Raw genomic sequence first — 16,195 nt, 5'->3', positions numbered from 1 at the left:
GCCACCCCGCCGGTGCCACCGAAGGCGCGAATGATGCCGGTCTTGAGGCCGGCCGACGCTTCCTGTTTGATGCGCAGTGCCAGCAGGAGGTTGTAGTCCGCACCGACGGCGATCAGCGCGATGAATGCGATCGGCGCGACAGCCCAGTGCAAATCGTGGTGGAGCAGGTGTTGCCAGATCAGCACGCTCGCACCGACTGCCGACGCATAGGAAGTGACGACCGTCCCCACGACGACCAACCCCGCCACCGGGCTGCGCAGCATCGCCGTGACGATCAAGAAGATGAGGACCAACGCGGCGCCGACGAGCAGCTTGGTGTCGCCGGCGACGAAGCGCTGCAGGTCGGCCGTCACCGGGCCCACGCCGGCAAGGTCCACCTCCACCGGCGTCAGGGTGCCTTCCTTGGTGGCCTCCTTGATGGCGGTCCTGACCAGGTCCGCGCGCTTGGCGCCGTCACCGCCCCACTCCGACCCGTCGCCGTACACCAGTAGGTAAGCGGCGCGCCCGTTTTCGGAGATCAGGTGGCCCAACGCGGCGGCGTATCGCGGATCGGTCAACGCCCGCTGCGGCATGTAGAAGTCCGCCGCCGCGCTGCCCTGAAACTGCGTCGCCATCTCGCTCAGGTAATCGGTCAACTGGCGCATCTGGGGTCCGAGGGTGTCGGACAGACTCAGCAGCTCATGGGTGGCCGAACGCGCCTGTGCCAAAGCGTCTTTCATCGACGCGACGCTCTGGGGCAGGCCGGCCATCGCCGTGGCGGCCATGTTCGAGCCGCTGGTCAGTTTCGCGGTTCCCGCCTCCACGCGCGAGGAGGTCTGCACCAGGCTGTCGACCGGCTGGAGCACTCGATCCACGGTCGAACAGATGAGGTTGGAGGCGCAGTCCGGAGTCCGCCCGACGAAGTCCCGCAATGGGTCCAGATAACTCGACACGGTCGTGACGTTGCGCTGCAGCCCGTCCATGCCGGCGCGCATGTCTTCTGCGGCACCGGACACATCGGCCAATCCCGCGCTGCCACCACGCAATCCATTCCCGAGGCCGTCCACCGCGAGCTGCGTCTGCGCCAGGGCGGCATCCAGCTGCGAGACCCGCTTCAGGCGCTGGGTCAGCGAGTCCACGGTCTCGTCGAACTGCCGTCCGAGCACGCCGGCCTGGTAGCTCACCGTTGCCTGTTCGGGGACCTTGCCGTCGGGCCGGCTGGCGGACTGCACCGCGCGCACACCCGGTACGGTCATGATCTGGCGCGTGATTCGCTCGATGGCTATCAGGCCGGCCGGGTTGCGCAGGTCGTGATCGGCCTGGATCGCGATGACGTCGGGCAACAGCGCGTTGGCGGCGAAATGCCGATCGGCGCTGAGATAGCCGCGGTTGGAGTCGGCGGATGACGGTGTGGCGGCCGGTTCGTTGAACCCGATCCGCATCCCGGCCAGCGGCAGTGCGATCAGCAGGGTCAACCCGGCCGCGGTGGTCAGGATCGGACCCGGCCAGCGCGCGACCGCCGTCCCGACCCGGCGCCAGCGCCGCGCCGTCGTCGACGGGCGGGGTTCGAGATAGCCGCGCCGGATAGCCAGGCTCATGAGGGCGGGCGTCAGGGTCAGTGCCGCCACCATGGTCGCCAGAATGCCGATGGCGCAGGGCAACCCGGCACTGCGGAACGACCCCACCTGGGCGAAAACCAGACATGCCAGCGCCACCGACACGGTCAGTCCCGACCCGATCACGACGGGGGCGATCGAGCGGTAGGCCTGCGTCAACGCCTGGGTCGGTGCGATGCCGCCGCGGCGGGCCTCGTGGTAACGGCCAACCAGGAAGACCGCGTAGTCGGTGCCGGCCCCGAGCGTCATGGCCGCCATGAGGGCGACCGAAAACAGTGAGACCTCAACGACATTGGATTGGCCGAGCGCGGCGACGACGGCGCGGGCCAGGGCTAGGGCGAGCCCGACCGAGATCAGCGGAATCGCGGCCGCGATCGGGGATCGGTACACCATCAACAGCAGGAGCAGGATGAGACCGATGGTGGCCGCGGTGATTGCGAGCATCTGCCGATCGATCGCGGAGAATTCGTCGACGATAGTGGCGCCGGGTCCGGTGACATGGACTTCCAGGCCGGCCGGCGGCGAAAGCTTCTGGACGGCAGTGCGCACTGCGCTGACCGAGTCGCGTGCTTGCGCGGTGCCCAGCATCCCGGCGAGCCGGACCATCACGCTGACGGCTCGCCCGTCGGAACTCTGAGCACCTGCGGCCGTAGCGGGCTGCGACCACAGGTCCGTCACCGCATAGACGTGCCGTCGATCGGAGCGCAGCGTTGTCGTCAGCGCGTCGTAGAACTGGCGGTCGCGTGGGGTTAGCTGCCGATCACGTTCCAGCACAACGTAAACAAAGTTGTTGCTTGGGGTTTGATCGAACAGCCGGGCGGCCCGCGAGGCGGCAACGGCGCTCGGTGCGTCAGCAGGCATGAAGGAACGGGCATGCGAGTCGACCACACGCTCGAGCTGGGGCACGGCCAGGTTGGCGGCACCGGCCGCTAGTACCCACAGCCCGACGATCAGGGCCGCGTATCGACCGGTGAAGCGCGAGATCAGTCCCGGCCTGTCATGCAACGGTCTGCCGATCGCCGCTGGGTCCACCGAAGAGTCCCACCGCCACGTGCTCGCCGCGCGTCAGGGAGCGCACCCGGAGCGACCGCCGGGAGCCGAGTCGCACCAGTGCGTGCAGTCCGGGTTCGGTGGCTTCGAGATCGGCCCGTGCCTGCTCGGCCGACACGCCCTCGTGTTCGGCCTGGTCCAGCTTGGCCACCAGCATGGTGATCCAGCGCTGTCCCAGCGAAAGAAGCAGGCCCTCGTCGTCGCCGAACAGCCCGGCCACCTCGGGTGAGTCGGCGACCAAAGCGAGTGCCGCCTGGGGGTCGGTCTCGGCGGCTTTGATCACTTCGGCCATGAAGGCCATCCGGTCGTGCAGCAGTGTCCATGTCATGGCTGAAACGCTAGGAAAACGGCCACCCCTTGCGCGTCGTGCCGAAGTGCAGTCTTTCCCTCCTACCACGGGCGGAGGCGACTGCCGCCCACGGCATGATGTGGCAAGGTGACGTGCCCTTTTACGATTGGACGATGTTGCGTGCTGCAACGACATACCTGCGCGAACAGTTTCGCCGGCGAAACGCGCTGATTCCGGTCGGCATCACCTGGGCGGCGCTGATCACCGTCGATGCCACCGAGGTGGTCGCCGGAGTGATCGCGATCCTGCAGCGACCCAGCGCCGACCTTCCCGTCGCGCTGGCCGCGTTCGCGGTGTGCATCTCGCCCACACTGCTCTTTTTCTTCCTGAACATGAAGCTCAGCCCCGGGCTGATGTGGGCGACTTGGTTTGCGGCCTCCGCGATGATGCTCTTCGGGACGTCAACCCCGATTCACGCGGACGTCGCCCCGGCGCTGATCGTGCTGATGGTGCTTTCGGTTACGACGTTGAGCTCCATCGCGGGCGGCTTGATGTCGGCGGCGTCGGGGGTGGTGCTGCTGCTCGCCGCGTCAGCGCTGCACCGCCTCGACGCGGTGGTGCTGTATTTGGGGTTCGTGGCGGCGGGATGGCTGCTCGGCTACCTCATGCGTGCCCAACGGCTACTGCTGGCCGAACAGATCGAGGCGCAGAAGATGCTGGCGGCGCATGCGGCGGGCGATGAGCGCCGTCGCATCGCACGCGAAGTGCACGACGTCATCGCCCACTCGCTGAGCATCACCCTGCTGCACGTGACCGGTGCGCGTCGGGGGTTGCAGCAGGACCGCGACATCGACGACGCGGTCGAGGCCCTCGAACAGGCCGAACGCCTGGGCCGGCAGGCGATGGCCGACATCCGGCGCACCGTAGGACTTCTCGACGGCTCACCGACCAAGGCCGCGCAGACGACGCCCGAACCCGGCATAGACGACGTCGGGGTGCTTGTCGCGGATTTTCAGCGCGCCGGCCTGGACGCCGCGCTGTGCATCGACGGATGCACTGAGCGGGTCTCGCCCGCGGTCGGTCTCGCGTTGTACCGCATCACCCAAGAATCCTTGGCTAACATCGCCAAGCATGCGCCCGACTCGAAATCGACAGTCAGGCTTAACGTATCGGCAGCATCGGCCAGCCTGTGGGTCGACAACCGGTTACCGGTGGCGATCACCGCGCCGCAATCCGCCGAGGGCCGCGGCCTGCGCGGCATGCGTCAGCGCGTCGAGCTGCTGGGCGGGGCCATCGACGCGGGGCCGACCGAGGACGGATGGTCGGTGCGCGCCGACATACCGCTGAACGAGGGTGACACCGGTTGGCGCCCGTGGTGGTGCAAAGCGTGATCCCGAATCTGGCTGAAATGTCCGAGATCACGGTCCTCCTCGTTGACGACCAGGACTTGGTGTGCTCGGGGCTGCGCCGGATCTTGCGCCGCAAGGACGGTTTCGTCGTCGTTGCGGAATGCGCCGACGGTGACGAGGTGCCCGCGGCGGTCGCCGCGAACCGACCCGATGTGATCGTGATGGATCTGCGGATGCGCCGAGTCGACGGCATCGAGGCGACGCGCCGGCTCGGGGGTACGCCGCCGGTTCTGGCGCTGACCACTTTCAATGAGGACGAGTTGCTGTCCGAGGCGTTGCGCGCCGGGGCGGCCGGGTTCGTGCTCAAGGACTCGTCCGCTGAGGAGCTGATCCGCGCCGTGCGCGCAGTCGCCAGGGGCGACAGCTACCTGGATCCCGCGGTCACCGCGCGCGTGCTCACCACCTACCGCAAGGCCGCCCCGGGCCCGCGCGGCGCCGCGATCGCCGAGTTGACGACGCGGGAGCTCGACGTGCTGACACTGATGGGCAGGGGTCTTTCCAATGCGGAGATCGCCGACGAGCTCTGCATTTCCGGCGTCACGGTCAAGAGCCATATTGGCCGGATTTTCGGGAAACTCGATCTGCGGGATCGTGCGGCGGCGATCGTGTACGCCTACGACAACGGCATTGTCGTTCCACGCTAAGGGAGCTCAGCGAGTTAAAGAGGCGCGCCCTGCTCCGCCAGGTTCAGCAAGGCGTAAGCCATGCACATGAGGAAGTTCAGTACCACCAGGACCAATCCGGCGAATATCAGTGAGCGGGTGCCTTGTCGCTTCAGCCGCTTGTACCGCGCGGCGCGTGCCTCACGGTCGATTTGCAGGGCGATGAGCGCGAAGTTGACGTCCATCACTTCATGAGCCGCCAGGGGCGCGCCCGCCAGCATCTCCCGGACACGTTCAGGTGCGGTCCGGACACCGACGCGTTCGAAGTTCTGGCACATTCGGCGCGCGCGTCGTCGCGCGAGTGGTTTGTATCGCATCCGCAGCTGATGCGGGAGTTGCCCTCTGTCGTCCCCCCACGGGTTTGACGGGGTCATCACGAAATGGATTCTAAATCGCATCGGCCCGATTACGTCGTGTCTACGCGGACTACGGTGAGCTCGATTGGGCCGTTGAGCCGCCGCTGATCCGCTCGGATTGGGATAAGCCCAGGTAGCGTTCCAGGTTGCGATGCATGTTGATGACGCGTCGCTCCTCGCTGGACAGCACCAAGTGGGTGAAGCCCGGTTGGTGTAGGCCGCGCTGGACGCCCGCGAGCACCTGGATGTCCTGGGTGAGCACCACGCCGGGGTCGGCCGCCCCGGCGGTAACCCGGACGTCGGTCGGCTTGGCGTGCGGAGCGCCCGGAGACATTCGGGTCATCAGGAACATGACCAACTCGCCGTGGTCGGGGTCGGGGCCGGGCCGGGAGCACATGACGGTGAGGTGGTCGGCGTTGGCCAGCAGCGTCATGTTCGGGAAGACGTTGTACTGATGCAGCCGGGTGATCCGGTCCGTGTCCGCCCATTCGAGGCTCACCCCGCGACTGGCGGCAAACGCCCGGGTGTGCTCGGCTATCAGGTCCTGAACCGTCTGCCCGGGACGGAGTTCGCCGGCGGGAAAGGGCGTGCCTTCGGCGGCGCCCATCAGCGCTCCCTGCGTGTAAACGTAAGCGTCCCAGACTTCTTCGTCGCTCAGCTCTTCATCGAAGCGGGGGCTCTGTACGCCGTAAGGCTGGTCCGATTTGCCGGTGTGACCCCAGATCTGTTGGGGCGCATGAATGTCGTCGACGCAGCGCAGCAACTCCGGGTGCAGGGTCTGGATGTGGTAGGTCTCGCTGTACCCGTCGGCAATCGTCTTCCAGTTGGCGTCGACCTCGACGGTCAGCGTGGCGTAGCAACGGAACTCGCTCAGCCGGCACCAGGCGATGTCGTCGGGCACCGCCTCCAGATACCTCAGCAGCGGCATCGCATCGAGATCGAGATTGACGAAGACCAGTCCCTCCCAGGTGTCCACCCGGACCGGCACCAGCGGGAAGTCCGACATTTTGAGCGATCCGAAGCCCTTGCGGTTGGGCACCCGTTTGAGCGCTCCGGCCAGGTCCCAGGTCCACCCGTGGTAGCCGCACTTGAGCTCCCGCAGCCCGGAGCCGGAGCCCACACACACCGAGTTCCCGCGGTGCCGGCAGGCGTTCTGAAACGCGCGCAGCACGCCGTCGCCGTCACGAACGATCAGCACCCCGTACGGTCCGCACCGGTAATCGAAGTAGTCGCCGGGCTCGGCGACGTGGTCCACCATGCACGCGAGCTGCCAGACCTTCGGCCACATCCGCTCAATTTCGAGCGCGGCGAACTCCGGCGAGTAATACCGCTGCGCGGGGACCAGGGTCGGGCTGTCCGGCGGAGTGCCGATCGCGTCCTCGTCACGGGTGCGGGCCGGATTGCCGGCGGGCGCGTTCACGCGTGGAGCCCTAACGCGCTCCGCGCACCAACCGGCCCGGGCGCGCCCCGGTGTCGACGTCGTTGCGCCGCGTCACGGTCCCGCTGACGATCGTCGCGGCGTAACCGCTGGCTCCCTGCAGGATCCGGTTGCCGCCGGCCGGCAGGTCGAAGGCCATCGCCGCGGGGTGCAGCGTCAGCGCGTCCATGTCGATGACGTTGATGTCAGCCTTCTTGCCCTTCTCGATGGTGCCGCGGTCGGTCAGCCCGAACAGGTGAGCTGTGTCGCGGGATTGTTTGCGGATCACGTACTCCAGCGCGAGCTTGTCGCCTCGGCGCCGGTCGCGGGCCCAGTGCGTCAGCAGGAAGGTGGGATAGGAAGCGTCGCAGATCATCCCGCAGTGGGCGCCGCCGTCGGAGAGCCCGAGCACCCCGGCCGGGTGCAGCAGCATCTCCCGGATCGCGTCGTGGTTGCCGTCGGCGTAGTTGAACAGCGGCAACATCAGCATCGCGGTCGCGTCCCGCTCGAGCATCAGGTCGTAAAGCGTCGACAGCGGGTCCTCGCCGCGGGCCTTGGCGATGGCCGCGACGGTGCGGTCGGGGGTGGGCTCGTAGTCGGGCGGATCGCCGAGGGCGAAGAGCCGTCCCAGCGAGTGCTGCACCAGGGCGAACATGCCGTCGAACAGCAGGGTCGGGTCGGCGGGCAGGTCGTCTTCGGAAAGGATGGCGGCCTTCACCGCGGGGTCGGCGAGGCGCTGCGCGAGCTCGGCGCGGCCGTACTCGGCCTTCAGCCGGCGGTAGGTGGGCCGGTGGCTGAAGCCGTGATGGCCCTGGAATCCGATCATCATGCCGAATGGACGCGCCGCGACCTGCGGGTACAACCGGGCTCCTTCGGCGTGCGCCTCCGCGGACAGGTCCAGCATCTCGCGCCACAGGTTCGGGTCGGCGTCCACCTGAATGAGGGCGAAGGACACCGGCCGGTCGATCTCACCGCTCAACCGGCGCATCCAGTCCAGCTCCTTTTTGGGTGCGACGATGTCCTCGCCGGCAGATCCCTGCGGGGCGAGTTCGAACACCGCCTGGCCGCCGGCGGCCATCGCCCGCCCGATGCCGAAGAGTTCGTCCTCGGCCGCGTAGGTGCCCGGAACCGGTTCGCCGTCCATCGCGCGGTGGCCCATCGTGCGCGACGTCGAAAAGCCGAGCGCGCCGGCTTCGATCGCCTCCCGAACCAGCCGGCCCATCGCCTCGATGTCGTCCGGTGTCGCCGGCTCGTTGCGCGCACCCCGCTCGCCCATCGCGTAGGCGCGGATGGCGCCGTGGGCGACCTGGCTGCCCACGTCGATCGCGAACTTGTGCTTGCCGATCGCATCGAGGTACTCGGGATAGGTCTCCCAGCCCCATTCGATGCCCTCGGTCAGGGCGCTGCCGGGGATGTCTTCCACACCCTCCATCAACTCGATCAGCCACTGCTCGGTGCCGGGTCGCACCGGGGCGAAACCGACGCCGCAGTTGCCGGTCACGATGGTGGTGACGCCGTGCCCGCTGGACGGCTCGAGCAGGCCGTCCCAGCTCACCTGGCCGTCGTAGTGGGTGTGGATGTCGACGAAGCCGGGCGCCACCACATGCCCTGTCGCGTCAATGGTTTCGGCCGCTTCGCCCGCCATCGCGGGGTCGTCGGTGCCGCGCCGGACGACGTCGACGATCTTGCCGTCCTTGATGCCGATGTCGGCCCGGTAGCGCTCCGCGCCCGTGCCGTCGACGACTGTGCCACCGGTGATCTTCAGGTCGAACATGTGACTCTCCTTGCCGCCATTGGCCGAAGGCGCGACGAGACCCGCGTGATTACGCTACGGTACGTAGCGTAACTGTTGCGGCGGGCATCGCAATAGGGGTCGGCGCAATCTTTGTCGGAGCGAGCTCGTCGGCGCGGTGACCGTTTCCAGGTCCTCGAGCGAGGCGACGCCCCGCCACCGTCCCGCGACGACGGTCCGGTCCTGCCGCGCGAGGACCGTATTCAGCAGTTCCTGGCGCGCGACGTAGTTATGAAGCGTTGGGCCGCCGCGTCAGGTCGGTCCACGTCATCGTGACGCGGGTGCCGCGGGGCGTGCGGTCGATGGTCACGTGGTCGGCGAGGACTTCCATCAGCGGGATACCGCGTCCCCGGAGCTGGTGCTGGTGCGCGGCTGGGACTTTCTGGCGCCATCGACCACGATCGTCGACGGTCACGGCCAGGGTGTCGGACCGCCGGTCATAGGCCGCGGTCACGTCGAGCGTGCCGCGCTGCGAGGCATCGCAATAGGCGAATTCCGCGGCGTTGGCGATCGCCTCGTTTACCGCCAGCAGGACGTCGCTGAAGCGGTCTGAACTGAGGGTGAAATGCGTCTCGAGCCAGCCGCCGAAGTCGGCTCGGGCCCGAGCCGCGCTGCGCGGGCCGGCGGCGACGCGATTGCGCACGAAGCGGGACCGGTCGTCGGTGTGTGACACGTGGTGCGATTGATCAGAGCGACCCATCGTTTCCAGCTGTGCCCCCATCTCGAGGTTCACCCACCAGCGATGCCGCTCAGCGCGTCGTCGAGCGAGCTGTAAAGCGAGAGCACGCTGTCGATCCCCATCAACTTGATCGGCCTGCTGGTCGCCGAGCCGTTGGCGACGACCGCGAATTGGGTGGGCGGCTCAGTCTCCGCCTGTGCCGTGACCAGGACCGTCATCCCGGCGGACGCCAAGAAGTCCACTTTCGACAGGTCGACGATCAGCGCGGCTGGTTTGGTCGCCAGCGCAGTCTGGATCGCCTCGGCCAGATGCGGAGAGCTGAGCATGTCCACCTCGCCCGAGACAGTGAGCACGACCGCCTGTTCTACCTGCTGTTTTCCGACCGAGAAAGCGGTTGGATCGATCGGATCACCGGTTAGTTCGCCCATGGTCTATCACTCACATTCGGTCCCGTGCGGGACCCGTCAGCTCTCAAAACAGCCACTGCCAAGCCCGGGGGCTGCTTGTTCAACCCCACAGAAAGCGCTTGCCCGTCGGAGGAGACACACTCCATCGATCTGCGCTGCTAGCCACAGATGCAGCCGCAAGTTCTCAGTAGATGGTATGACACTTCGCGAACAACCCGAAAACAAGTGAACGAATAACACCCCCGCGCCGTCGTGTGAGTGTGTCCGACGGTCACCGCAGGAGTTGCGCAGGGGCTGGGCCCGTGCGCGACTTGCGTGGCCTTGTGGCCTGCACGAACGCGGAAGGGCGGTAGCCGTGGAGTCCGGTGATCACGAAGGCCGGCAGGACGACCCACCCGCCGATGGTAAGCCCACCCGGTCCCTTGCCGACGCCCTGACCCGGCGGGGCGCATTGCTGGGTATGGGCGCAGTGGCGGGCATCGCCGCGGTCGATGTCGGCGGGTTCGCCTACGCCGGCGGCTGGCTGCGGCCCGGCGCCCTGACGCCGCCCCGGTTCACCGACCGCTTCGAGCACGTCTACGGACGGCACGAGGGTTTTCGGCGAAATCACGCGAAGGGGCTCAGCGCGGTCGGAACTTTTGCCAGCACCGGAGCGGGGGCGGCGGTCTGCCGGGCCGGCGTCTTCCGACCGGGGAGCGTGCCGGTGATCGGCCGGTTCTCCCTGTCGGGCGGTCTGCCGGATCAGCGGGACATGCCAACCACGGTCCGGGGGCTGGGCCTGCTGTTCCAGGGTCCCGGCGGTGAACAGTGGCGCACCGCGATGATCAACATCCCCGTCTTTCCGGACAGCACTCCCCAGGGGTTCTACGACCGGCTGCTCGCGTCCAGGCCCGAACCGGAGACGGGTAAGCCGGACCCCGCCAAGATGGCCGCCTTCCTCGACCACCATCCCGAGACCGTCGCGGCGATGAAGGTCATCAAGGGAACGCCGCCGACCGCGGGGTTCGCCGACAGCACGTTTTACGGATTGAACGCGTTTCGATTCACCAACGGCGCCGGAGCGACCGTCCCCGTGCGTTGGGCCGCCGTTCCGCAGGAAACGGGGGCTGCGGCGGCGGCGCGGGCCGGCAAGGACTACCTGTTCGACGACCTCATTCACGTGCTCGCACAGCGACCGCTGAGCTGGCGGCTCGTGCTCACCGTCGGCGAGCCGACCGATCCCACCCACGACGCGACGAAGCCTTGGCCGCCGCGCCCCACCATCGAGGCCGGCACCATCACCGTCACGGGAGTGCAGACCGAAGCGCCGGGCAACGCCCGCGACGTCAACTTCGACCCACTGGTCCTGCCGGACGGCATTACCGCCTCCGACGACCCGCTGCTGGCCGCGAGGTCCGCTGTCTACGCCCGCTCGTTCACGCGTCGCGCCGAGGAACCCAAGCGGCCAAGCGAAGTCGACGTCTCCCGGGTGCTGCAGTGACCTCCCGCGCCGTCGCGGCCCGGTTCGCGCTGCCGTCGCGCCTGCTGCACTGGCTGATGGCACCGATGGTCGTCGCGCAGCTGCTGATCGGTGTCACCATGGTCGCGGCCCTGAGCTACTACCCGCTGCTGCTGGCCATCCATCGTCCGCTAGGAGTGCTGATCCTCATCTTCGCCGGCGTGCGGCTGGCGAATCGGCTCAGGCACCGGCCCCCACCGTTCCTGTCCACGATGAGCGGCGCCGAACGGCGGATCGCGACATGGTCCGAGCGCCTGCTCTACGCCCTGCTACTGGCGCAGCCACTGACCGGCTGGGCGATGCTGTCGGCGGCGCGGTTCCCCGTCACCCTGGCCGGACCATTGCGCCTGCCGGGCATCGCGCCGCACAGCATCGACGCCTTCGCGGTGCTCCGCGAGTGCCACGGCGTCTTCGCGTTCTTGCTGTTCATGACGTTTACCGCCCATATGTGCGCGGTACTCTTCCACACGCTCGTTCTGCGCGACCGGCTCCTCGATCGCATGGCGCTGTGGCGCGTCAGACCCGCCAACCCGCAACCAGGCCAAGCCCAGCTGTGACGGCCTGACGTCTGGGGCTTTGATCGGCCGAATATGATCGGCACGATTATTTCAAGGGCGCGAGCACCGCAGGGGCCGTGACCGTACGGGACCACGAAGGAGTGGAGAACTTCCATGCCAAACGAGAAGCAAGCGGACCGGATGGCGTCGGGGAAGGGATTCATCGCGGCGCTCGACCAGAGCGGCGGCTCGACGCCCAAGGCGCTGCGCCTCTACGGCATCGAGGACAACGCGTACTCCTCCGAGGAGGAGATGTTCGACCTCATCCACCAAATGCGTTCGCGGATCATCACGTCGCCCGTCTTCAACGGCGACCGCGTACTGGCGGCGATCCTGTTCGAGCAGACCATGGACCGCGAGATCGAAGGCAAGCCGTCGACCACTTACCTGTGGGAGACCAAGGGCGTGGTGCCCATTTTGAAGATCGACAAGGGCCTGGCCGAGGCGTCGGATGACGTGCAACTGATGAAGCCGATCCCGGGACTGGACGAGCTGCTCGAGCGCGCCGTCAGCAAGGGCGTCTTCGGCACCAAGGAACGGTCGGTGATCGGCGGCGCAAACGCCAACGGCATCGCCGCCGTGGTCGCCCAGCAATTCGAACTGGCCCACCAGGTGCTCTCGCACGGTCTGGTGCCCATCATCGAACCGGAGGTCACCATTTCGATCTCCGACAAGGCGGAGGCGGAGCGCATGCTGCGCGACGAGATCACCAAGCAACTCGAAAACGTGCCCGAGGGTCAGCGTGTGATGTTGAAGCTGAGCCTGCCCACTGAGGTGAACTTCTACCGCCCCCTGATCGAGCACCCGAAAGTGATGCGGGTGGTCGCCCTCTCGGGTGGCTACTCCCGCGAGGAAGCCAACGAGCTGCTGGCGAAGAACACCGGTCTAATCGCCAGCTTCAGCCGCGCGCTCACCGAGGGGCTCGCGGTCGACCAGTCCGACGACCAGTTCAACGCCACGCTGGACAAGGCGATCCAGTCCATCTACGACGCCTCGGTCGCCGGCTGATCTAGTAGCGGTGGCGGGCCATGCGCGGCGGGCCGCCGCCGGCGTCGTGTTCGTCTGACACCACGGCGGGCACCATCTCGCTCGTCACCAGCCCGTCGTCGCGGGTCAATTCGTCGATCACACCGAACGATTCGGCGATGTTGGCCGGGTTGTCAACGAGGATGGTCACCACGGGGACGCGCCGACCCAGCGAGAGAAGCTTGTCGCCGTGCGGCCGGTGGTCTCCGTGGTATCCCCAGACGCCACGCAACACGGTCGCGCCGTCGGGCGCGTCGCGCTGACGCAGCCGCTGCACGATCGCGCGGTGAATCGGCACCCCGTCAACCAAGGCCGACTCGGAGGTGTAGACCGTCAGCTTTTGAAACAGCGACAAACCGTGTTCGTCGACCCCAGGCAGCGCGTGCGGTCGTTCCAGTAGTTCGCCGTCGCGTTTGCACACGCGGACCCGCTCCAGCGTGAACATCGGCTCGCCAAGCAGCCCGGCGAGCTCCGGCAGCACGCCCGCGATGCGCTCACCGGATCCGACCGCCACGATCATCATCGGCACATTGGCGTTGCGACCGAAGAAGCGGGCACGGTGCCGCTGCCCGTGGGTGACGCCGTCGACCCCCAGCAGCACCGAGGCGCCGGCGACCCGGCGCCGATGCAGGAGATCGCAGACGGCGACGTGGGCCGGGGCCCCGTTGACTCGCTCCTTGCGGCCGACGTACACCGTCAGCTTGACTGCTTCACGCAATTCCTCGGGGAGCTCCCGCGGGCCCAGCAGCGACCCGCCGTCGCGCAGCAGCCGCGCCCGCTCCAGGGTGACCAGGCCACGCTGCTTGACGGCGAGCACTGGGTCGAGCATGGCCTCGATCTTCGCCCTGGTGTCGACCGCCACGATCGCGACGGGCGGATCCTCGGACAACGTCAGCGACTCATCGGTTCTCAGGTAACGACCGGTACCGAAGCCGCCGGCACCTCGCAGCACCACACCGCAGGCGATGCGGTGCCGCGCATACAGATCGAGCAACACATCGGAGACAAACCCCGCGTCGGTCCGCCGACGCTCGGCAAAGTAGGTGGTGAGCTTGAGGCAGTCCTCGTCCATGGCCCGCTCCCGTCGCTTTGCGGCGATCCTACTCGGTTGGAGACGCCAAGCGTCGCAACGGTGTTCGATGACTCGGCTCACCGCAGCTTTTCGGCCGGCACGGCGTAGCGGTCCTGGTAGGCGCGCACCCGCTCGCGCACCTCGCCCGCCTGCAGTCCGGTGTCCGACCAGGTGTAGCGGCCGCGGCCCCCGTCGCCGGGATGGGCGGCGAGGAACTCGCGCATCTTCTGCTCGGCGTCGGGGCGCAGCTCGCGGTCGAGCCGTTGGTAGATGTCCTTGATCGTGGTCCACGGGTCGTTGATGAAGTCGCTGTATTGCACGTCGATCACGCGGTCGGCCGGCACGGCGCCGCTGTCCCGCAGGGCCATCTCGCGCTCCAGGCCGACGACGATCTCCTCGTAGGACTGGGCCGCACACTCGGCGATGCTCGATTCGTCGCTGCACATCCGGCGGAGGTGGTGCGTCAGGGCCGCGATCGACGAGATGACGTTGAGTGGGTCGCGATGAGTCTGCACGATCAATGCGTCGGGGTATTCGGCCAGCAGCGTGTCTAGCTGCCACAGATGCGCGGGCGACTTGAGCAACCACTGGCCGGCAACCCCGGATTGCAAGTGCTGCAGAAAGATTCGGTGATAGCGGTAGGCGCCCGAGTGGTCCGCCTCGTAGAGCAGCCAGCGATAGTAACTCGGCAGGTGGTACTGCACGGAGAAGATCATGCTGACGAATTCACCGGCCGTGATGCGCACACACTCCTGCCCGACGAGGGCGCCCATCGGGTGAAAGGCCAGAAACCCCGGCATGATCTGCTCGGACATGTCGATGGTGGCCTGCGTCTGCGCGATCCGCGGATCGTCGTGATAGGTGTCCGGCTGCGGAACCGGGCAGGGCTCGTCGACCTCCCACGTCAACGGGGCGCGCAGCTGCCGATCCTGGGCGAGCAGGTCGTAGAGGATCGTGGTTCCGGTACGGGGCTGTCCCACGATGAAAATCGGCGCCGTGACCGGTCTGGTGGCGACCTCCGGATGTGCTTTGCGCCAAGCGATCACACCGAGCCGATTCTTCAGGGCCCGGATGATGTCGAGGTGCGCGATCTCGACCCCGATGTCCGACAGCCGCGCGTCGTGAATCAGCCCGTCGGTCAAGCGGTGCAGCCCGGGCCGCCAGCCCTCGGCGCCGAAGTCGTCACTGCCGGCCTCCTCGCAGGCGGCGGCTATCAGCCGCTCGGGGGCGAATCGATCATGCAGTGTCATACCGCCTCCTCACATCGGCGCACCGACACCTCCACGTCGGGCGGGCTGGGGTTGTCGAGCCAGCGCAGCGTTATGAAGCCGCGATGCCGTCCGCCGGTATCCAGCCAGTGGCCCGCCCCGAAGTCCTTCGCGGAGACGGCGATTCGCACCCGACCGTCGGCATCGGGTGCCAAGCCGCGGTTCGTCACCGAGCTGTGCCGCACGCGCGGTTCGAGGCACTCGTGCCAGATGCTCTCCAGCGTGACGTTCCAGTACCGGGTGTCGGGCGGAGCGATGTCGAGCACCAGCGCCTCGTCGGGGCGCAGCCGGTAGGTCCCGATCATGTACAGGTTGTCCGGGGTGGTGTCCGCGGCGCCCAGGTTGGCGGCCTCCGCCGTCAGCAGTGTGTTGGGGCTGTCCAGCAATTCCGGCTTGATGGTGCGGTGCAGCGTCGTCAGCTTCATCAGTGACCAGGCCATCGCCGTGAACTGATCGGCGAGCTCACCGTCGGTCAGCGGAGTCGGCGGGGCGGGATCCAGCGCCTCGATGTACAGCGTGGCGAGTTCTTCGTGCGCACGGTCGCCGACGTACTCGCGGACCACCACCGAGGAGGCGTCGCCGGGGATCTGCACCCACTGGGCACCGGCGAGGTCGGCGGGTTGGTTCGCCGAGAGCACAAGCGCGAATTCACCTGCGGCCAGCGCCAAATCGACGTCGCTGACGTAGCCCGCCATGCGCCGCGGCGTCAGTCCAGTTCCGGCCAGGATCTGCAGCCCGAGGTAGGCGCTGGTGCCGCGGGAGCCGGTGATCCGGTAGCTACGGTCACCACGGATCATCGCCAGGTAGTAGTTGCCGTCCGGATTGGGTCCGCCGACCATGCGGTTCTCCGAACACATATCGAAGAAGGCGGGTCGCTCGGCATCGGCCTCGACCGACATCTGCGCACACAGCGACGAGACACGGGCGATCATCCGCATCCCTTCCAGCAGCTCGCGCTCGGACTCGGCGTCCTCGGTGACGATTTTGGTGACGTCGGCGATCATCTGCTGGACGAACTCCCACGCGGCCCGCGCCTTGGCGCCGGGCTGATCGGACGAGTCGGTGCCCTGAGACATCGTCTCATGCTAAGACTATGTCTTACGACTTGGACGCGGATT

At 67.4% G+C, this 16,195-nt stretch carries 15 protein-coding genes; 5 read left to right on the top strand and 10 right to left on the bottom strand.

Annotation, left to right across the window (positions count from 1 at the left end; translation table 11 throughout):
- Both A5695_RS23500 and A5695_RS23495 read right to left on the bottom strand, forming a co-directional pair.
- Positions 1-2,600 (bottom strand): RND family transporter (locus tag A5695_RS23500; RefSeq protein ID WP_068088059.1); only part of this gene is annotated, 2,600 nt, incomplete at its 3' end.
- Positions 2,593-2,973 carry a hypothetical protein gene (locus tag A5695_RS23495; protein ID WP_068088056.1) on the bottom strand — a complete coding sequence of 127 codons (381 nt, stop codon included), beginning with the start codon at positions 2,971-2,973 and terminating at the stop codon, positions 2,593-2,595. The genes A5695_RS23500 and A5695_RS23495, both read right to left, overlap by 8 nt.
- Positions 2,974-3,107: 134 nt before the next feature.
- Here A5695_RS23495 and A5695_RS23490 point away from each other — a divergent pair, with 134 nt between their 5' ends.
- On the top strand, positions 3,108-4,325 hold the full coding sequence (locus A5695_RS23490; protein WP_068088076.1) for a sensor histidine kinase: 1,218 nt from the start codon (positions 3,108-3,110) through the stop codon (positions 4,323-4,325).
- Positions 4,326-4,342: 17 nt separating this feature from the next.
- Positions 4,343-4,987 carry a response regulator transcription factor gene (locus tag A5695_RS23485; RefSeq protein WP_068088074.1) on the top strand — a complete coding sequence of 215 codons (645 nt, stop codon included), beginning with the start codon at positions 4,343-4,345 and terminating at the stop codon, positions 4,985-4,987.
- A gap of 14 nt (positions 4,988-5,001) precedes the next feature.
- Here the strand turns inward: A5695_RS23485 and A5695_RS23480 are convergent, their stop codons facing one another.
- The 5 genes from A5695_RS23480 to A5695_RS23460 form a co-directional block, all read right to left on the bottom strand.
- The gene (locus A5695_RS23480; protein ID WP_156749819.1) at positions 5,002-5,283 is read right to left on the bottom strand and encodes a hypothetical protein; all 282 of its coding nucleotides are present in this window, start codon (positions 5,281-5,283) and stop codon (positions 5,002-5,004) included.
- A gap of 148 nt (positions 5,284-5,431) precedes the next feature.
- Positions 5,432-6,781, bottom strand: coding sequence for an SRPBCC family protein (locus A5695_RS23475; RefSeq protein WP_068088053.1), 1,350 nt, complete (start codon positions 6,779-6,781; stop codon positions 5,432-5,434).
- A 10-nt stretch (positions 6,782-6,791) separates the two neighbouring features.
- Positions 6,792-8,552, bottom strand: a complete 1,761-nt coding sequence (locus tag A5695_RS23470; protein ID WP_068088050.1) for an amidohydrolase family protein — start codon at positions 8,550-8,552, stop codon at positions 6,792-6,794.
- A 247-nt stretch (positions 8,553-8,799) separates the two neighbouring features.
- Positions 8,800-9,243, bottom strand: coding sequence for an ATP-binding protein (locus A5695_RS23465; protein ID WP_068088068.1), 444 nt, complete (start codon positions 9,241-9,243; stop codon positions 8,800-8,802).
- Between the two features lie 56 nt (positions 9,244-9,299).
- Positions 9,300-9,677: an STAS domain-containing protein gene (locus A5695_RS23460; RefSeq protein ID WP_067279899.1), complete on the bottom strand. Its 378-nt coding sequence runs from the start codon at positions 9,675-9,677 to the stop codon at positions 9,300-9,302.
- 439 nt (positions 9,678-10,116) lie between these two features.
- On the opposite strand from A5695_RS23460, the gene A5695_RS23455 reads away from it, so the two are divergent.
- From A5695_RS23455 to A5695_RS23445, 3 genes are all read left to right on the top strand, one after another.
- On the top strand, positions 10,117-11,136 hold the full coding sequence (locus A5695_RS23455; RefSeq protein WP_068088047.1) for a catalase family peroxidase: 1,020 nt from the start codon (positions 10,117-10,119) through the stop codon (positions 11,134-11,136).
- The gene (locus A5695_RS23450; protein ID WP_068088045.1) at positions 11,133-11,711 is read left to right on the top strand and encodes a cytochrome b; all 579 of its coding nucleotides are present in this window, start codon (positions 11,133-11,135) and stop codon (positions 11,709-11,711) included. Before A5695_RS23455 ends, A5695_RS23450 begins: the two co-directional genes overlap by 4 nt.
- Before the next feature lie 114 nt (positions 11,712-11,825).
- A complete protein-coding gene (locus tag A5695_RS23445) occupies positions 11,826-12,719 on the top strand; it encodes a fructose bisphosphate aldolase (protein ID WP_068088041.1) in 894 nt (297 codons plus the stop codon).
- A gap of 1 nt (position 12,720) precedes the next feature.
- On the opposite strand, the gene A5695_RS23440 is transcribed toward A5695_RS23445, so the two are convergent.
- The 3 genes from A5695_RS23440 to A5695_RS23430 form a co-directional block, all read right to left on the bottom strand.
- Entirely contained in the window at positions 12,721-13,809 is a 1,089-nt protein-coding gene (locus tag A5695_RS23440; protein ID WP_068088037.1) for a DUF190 domain-containing protein, read from the bottom strand.
- Positions 13,810-13,886: 77 nt separating this feature from the next.
- The gene (locus tag A5695_RS23435) at positions 13,887-15,059 is read right to left on the bottom strand and encodes a sulfotransferase (protein WP_068088034.1); all 1,173 of its coding nucleotides are present in this window, start codon (positions 15,057-15,059) and stop codon (positions 13,887-13,889) included.
- Positions 15,056-16,153: a DUF1214 domain-containing protein gene (locus A5695_RS23430; RefSeq protein ID WP_068088031.1), complete on the bottom strand. Its 1,098-nt coding sequence runs from the start codon at positions 16,151-16,153 to the stop codon at positions 15,056-15,058. Before A5695_RS23430 ends, A5695_RS23435 begins: the two co-directional genes overlap by 4 nt.
- Positions 16,154-16,195 lie beyond the last annotated feature (42 nt).

Source organism: Mycobacterium sp. E1747 (assembly GCF_001667775.1).
In the GTDB taxonomy this organism is placed as follows: Bacteria; Actinomycetota; Actinomycetes; order Mycobacteriales; family Mycobacteriaceae; genus Mycobacterium.
Note: the sequence above shows the minus strand (reverse complement) of the source record. Positions and strands in the feature narration are given on the sequence as shown.